3 protein-coding genes and 1 pseudogene are annotated in these 4,583 nt (G+C 68.4%); 1 reads left to right on the top strand and 3 read right to left on the bottom strand.

Features of this window, described 5'->3' with window-relative positions:
- Positions 1 to 238: pseudogene (locus AC1D1S_RS19440) on the bottom strand (hypothetical protein); the annotation flags it as partial.
- Between the two features lie 56 nt (positions 239 to 294).
- Positions 295 to 2,196, bottom strand: coding sequence for a hypothetical protein (locus tag AC1D1S_RS19435; RefSeq protein WP_476995243.1), 1,902 nt, complete (start codon positions 2,194 to 2,196; stop codon positions 295 to 297).
- Positions 2,197 to 2,389: 193 nt separating this feature from the next.
- Here AC1D1S_RS19435 and AC1D1S_RS19430 point away from each other — a divergent pair, with 193 nt between their 5' ends.
- Positions 2,390 to 3,706, top strand: coding sequence for an AI-2E family transporter (locus AC1D1S_RS19430; RefSeq protein WP_439954134.1), 1,317 nt, complete (start codon positions 2,390 to 2,392; stop codon positions 3,704 to 3,706).
- 106 nt (positions 3,707 to 3,812) lie between these two features.
- Here AC1D1S_RS19430 and AC1D1S_RS19425 read toward each other — a convergent pair.
- Positions 3,813 to 4,583 (bottom strand): alpha/beta hydrolase (locus AC1D1S_RS19425; RefSeq protein WP_476995242.1); only part of this gene is annotated, 771 nt, incomplete at its 5' end.

The raw sequence follows: 4,583 nt of genomic DNA, 5'->3' as shown, positions 1-4,583 counted from the left end.
CGGTCACATCCACGCGCAACGGCCGGCCTGCGTGGTCGGCCGGGCCGGATGCCGGGGCCACCGGGGCACCGGCAGAACCGGCGGAGGCCGCCGGGCCGGGGGCTGCGGCGCCGGGACGGGCAGGTTCCGGAGAACTCGGCGCCGGCCGCTGTTTTAGGGCGGAGAGATCGACGGCGCCGCGCAGGTTCAGCGGGCTGGCGGCAACTGGCGGGACCGGGCGGGAAGCTGGCGTAGTCATAGCTCCACTCTAACCATTGAAGTCCCGCCCGGCGCCACCATGCCCGCCGGCGAAGGCTACTTGAAGGACGCCCCGACCAGGCCGCGGGTGGCGGCCACGAGCTTCATCGGATCCTTGGAACCGGCCGGCGGAACATAGACAGCCACGGACTCTGCGAAGTCCAGCACCATGCCGGTGCTGGTCTCCTTGCCGCCGGCCAGGGCGGCCGCGTCGTCGCCGATGGTGAGCTTGTCCCCGTCGGCCTTCGGAGTGCCGTCGAACGAGAAGTTCAGCCGTCCCAGGACCAAGGCCCCGCCGTCAGCGGTTCGGAACACGACAGTGTTGTCCGCGGCCGCCTTGTGCGTGAAGGCGAAGGTGCCGTTGACGCCTGATTTGACGACGTCGGCCTGGTAGGCGAGGGTGTCCGCGATGTAAGGGGAGGACTGGCCTTCGACGAGCTTGTCCTTGAAGGTGGAGTCGGCCTTGGTCAGGCGGTCACCGAGCCCGGCGAGGGCTTCGTCGCCGCTGTACGAGAGCCCGGTCTTGTCCGCGGGCGCCAGCGTCTCCGTACCGGCCCGGCCGATTCCCGGGAATGTGGCACCCGGCTGCAGCGGGGTGCTGCTGACCAGCTTGTAGTTATCCCGCGGGGACTCCTGGGTCAGGATCAGCAGCTGCGGGACAACGTTGCCCTCGCCCTGCGTCACGGCCATGACCGAGCGCGGCCAGCTGCGCTTGTTGGTGACCACCGTGGTCAGCAGCTTGGTGGAGCGGACAGGCATGCGGGCCTCGTAGGAACCGACCTGCGAGCGGATCTTGTAGTTCTGTGTGCGCACCTGGAGTTCGGACTTGGCCACCCGCGGCGCCAGCTTGGCGGCGTCCTTGGCAGCGTCTCCTGCATCGACGGCACCGGCAACCTGTTCCAGGACGCGGCGGAACTGCGCGTCCAGCAGCACCGGCGCATCGCCGGTCTGGCCCTCGCTGCCCGGGGTCGCGGCGTCGGAGCCCGGGGCGCCGGAGACGGGAGCACTGGAGGCCGGGGCACTGGGCGACGGCGCGGGCGTCTGGCTGGCCTGGGCGGCCACTGACGTTCCGGCGACGGCTGCGGCGGTCAGCACCGCCACCACGATGCCGGAACGGCGCACCGTGCCGGAGCCCTTCTTCTGGCCGGCCGCTGCTTTCTCCGGGCCTGTTTTCTCCGGCGTGGCCGGCTGCGGCGCAGTCTCGGGTGCGGGGGTGCCGGGTGCGGGGGTGCCGGGTGCGGCAGGATCCTGGGTGCTTGCCGTCGAGCCGTCGTCCCCGCGGCGTGCCGCGGCCTTGGCCTGCGCGCGGCGGGCGAACGTGCCGCCGCCGGTGCCGCCGCCGTCGCGGTTGCCTGACTTCGGCTTGAGGATCAGCAGCGCCCCGCCGGCGATGATCAGCAGGCCGCCGAGCACCATGAACGGAATGGCCCACGGCGTGGAGGTGTCGTTCGGGAAAGTCATCGTGATGGAGCCCGGGGCGGGCTTGGTGCCGTCCGCGGCGAGGAGCAGCGACCAGTCGCCGTCGGCCGGCGCGTTCCACGAGTAGTCCATTTCGCCGGTGGCGTTCTCGGTAGTGACCCAAAGATCCGATCCGGCGGGCGACGGCGCGGTAGCTTCGCCGTCGGTATGCGTCAGCTGCAGCGCCTTGCCGTCCTCGGAGACGCCGGCGACGGTGTTGTGGGCCGTCTTGCCCACCCAGGCGTCGACGTCGTCCGGCCGGCCCGCGGCCAGCAGGAAGGCCCCTTCACCCTTGACCGTAATCTTCACGGTCCCGGGGTGCAGAGTCTTCAGCTTCTCGTCGAAGACGGTCAGCGGCGCGGCGGTGCCGGTCGGAGCGGTGGCCGTAATCGTCTCCGGGGGAGCCCAGAACGTCTTCTGGCCAATCCCGGCCAGGAGTGTCAGGAGGCCAAGCAGCACCAGGGCGACTGCAGTCTTGAAACGCAAAATACTACCTATCATCAGCGGACAGTTAGCTTCAATAGTAACCATTTTGTTACCCGCGAGTCAGATCGGGGACCCGGACGGCCCCCAGCGGCGGTGCCCGCGGGGGCGTTTTTCCCCTCTGGTGACAAGCCTGCTGATAGTGTTTGCGGTGATCATCACACCAGTGCCGCCAGTGTGGCGCAGCAAGTAATTAAGGGCATTTAACGCAGTGACTGAACATACGGATTCGTCCTCCGCCGGACCAGAAGAAGCGCAGGAATCCGACAGCCAGGAACCCGGCCCCGAACAACCCGTTTCCAGTCCCCGGCCCACAACCTCGCGCCCCCGGATTGCCGCGGCAAATGTCCTGCTGTCCGCGGCCCGGCGCCTGCGCCAGCCCCTGCCCGGAGCCCAGCCGAGAATCCGCTTCGAGATGCCCCCGGAGCACGAGGCCGGGGCCGAGGAGACGTCAGCGGCCGATGCCCGCTTCGGCAGTCCCGGTCCGCGCATGTCGGCCCAGCACCCCCTGTATATGGGCTTCATGGGCACGGTCGGCGTCGGCTTCGCCCTCTTGGTCTACTGGATCGGGTCAAATACGACGCAGTTGCTCTTGTGGATCATCACGGCGCTCTTCATCACCCTGGGGCTGGACCCGGTGGTGCGCTGGCTCGAACGCCGGAATGTCCCCCGGGCCGCCGGCATCCTCCTGTCCGTGTCCACCCTGGCACTCGGAGTCGCCGCATTTTTTGCCACCCTGATCCCCACGATCGTGCAGCAGGTGACGCAAATCGTGCAGCAGGCGCCCAAGTGGGTCCAGGAGTTTATTGACTCGGAATTCTTCCGGAGCGTCGACAGCCAGTTCGGCATCCGGGACCGGATCAGCCAGGAGCTGGAGAAGTTCGTGAACAACCCGGACGCCATGGGCGGCATCTTCGGCGGTGTTGTGGGCTTCGGCTCCACCGTGGCAAACGGACTGTTCGGCGCACTGATCGTGCTGGTCCTGAGCCTGTACTTCCTCGGTGCCCTGCCTGCCATGAAGAAGTGGGGCTACCGGCTCGCGCCGCGCTCGCGCCGGGCCCGGGTTGAAGCCCTGTCCGAGGAAATCACCGGTTCGGTGGGCAACTACGTGATCGGCCAGGCCGCCGTCGCAGTGCTGAACGCCACGTTCGCGTTCATTGTGATGTCGATCATCGGCGTACCGTTCGCCACGCTGCTGGCGTTCGTGGTGGCCCTGCTGGCGTTCATCCCGCTGGTGGGCGGCATGATTGCCGGGTTCCTGGTGACAATCGTGGCACTGACCGCCGGCTGGCAGACCGCGCTCGTCTTCGCCATCTGCTATTTCGCCTACCTCCAGTTCGAGGCTTACTTCATCTCACCGCGCATCATGCAGAAAGCCGTGGCGGTGCCGGGCGCCGTCGCCGTCATCTCGGTCATCGCCGGCGGCAGCCTGCTGGGCGTCCTCGGAGCCCTGATCGCCATTCCCACCGCGGCGGCCATCATGCTGCTGGTCAAAGAAATCCTCATCGCGCGCCAGGACAGCCGCTGACAGTTCCGCCTGGCGGATTTTCGCACTGAAACAGGACAGCCGCACCGTGGTCCACGGTGCGGCTGTCCTGTTTCGGTGCGGTTTTTTCCTTTGCGCCGTTGGCGGCTCAGGCGTGTGCCGTGGCGACCGGCCCGTCCCATTCCTGCGGAAGCACAGTTCCGGCGCTGCCAGATCCGGCACTGCCGGGGATGACCTCATCCACGATTTCGTTGAGAACCCGCCCGGCGTACTTCTCCCCCACCCACAGGTGCTTGGCGCCGTCGACCCCCAGCACCTGCGCCTGCGGCACCAGCGCGAATCTCGCGGCCGCAGCCGCCGGCTGCAGGTAGTCGTCGTGCTCGGGGACCAGGACCTTCAACGGCTTGCCGGCCTCGGCCCATTCCTTCAGGTGCACGTCCGTGGCCCGGTGCAGCGGGGGCGAGAGCAGCACAGCCCCCTCGATTTCCGAGGCGACGGGCTCGGTAGCGCCGTACATCAGGGCCAGCTCGGTGCCGAAGGACCAGCCGACCAGCCACCGGTTTGGCAGGCCGCGGTCCACGGCGAACTGCACCGCGGCCTCGACGTCGAGACGCTCGCCGACGCCTTCCTCGAAGGCTCCCCCGCTGGTTCCCCGCGGCGATGAGGTGCCGCGTGTGTTAAAGCGCAGGACGGCGATTCCCGCGAGGGCTGGCAGCCGGTAGGAGGCCTTGCGGTAGACGTGCGAATCCATGAAGCCGCCGTGCGTCGGCAGCGGGTGCAGCGTGATGAGTGTTGCCTTGATTCCGCCGGTTTCCGGGACGGCGAGCTCGCCCACCAGCCGGTGCCCGTCCGACGTGCGGAGTTCGACGTTCTCGCGGCGGGCCGGCAGGACCGTGGAGGCGCGGATGGCAGTGGGAGC

This window comes from Arthrobacter sp. P1_A5 (assembly GCF_056406825.1).
This window is presented reverse-complemented; position numbering and strand designations above follow the sequence as displayed.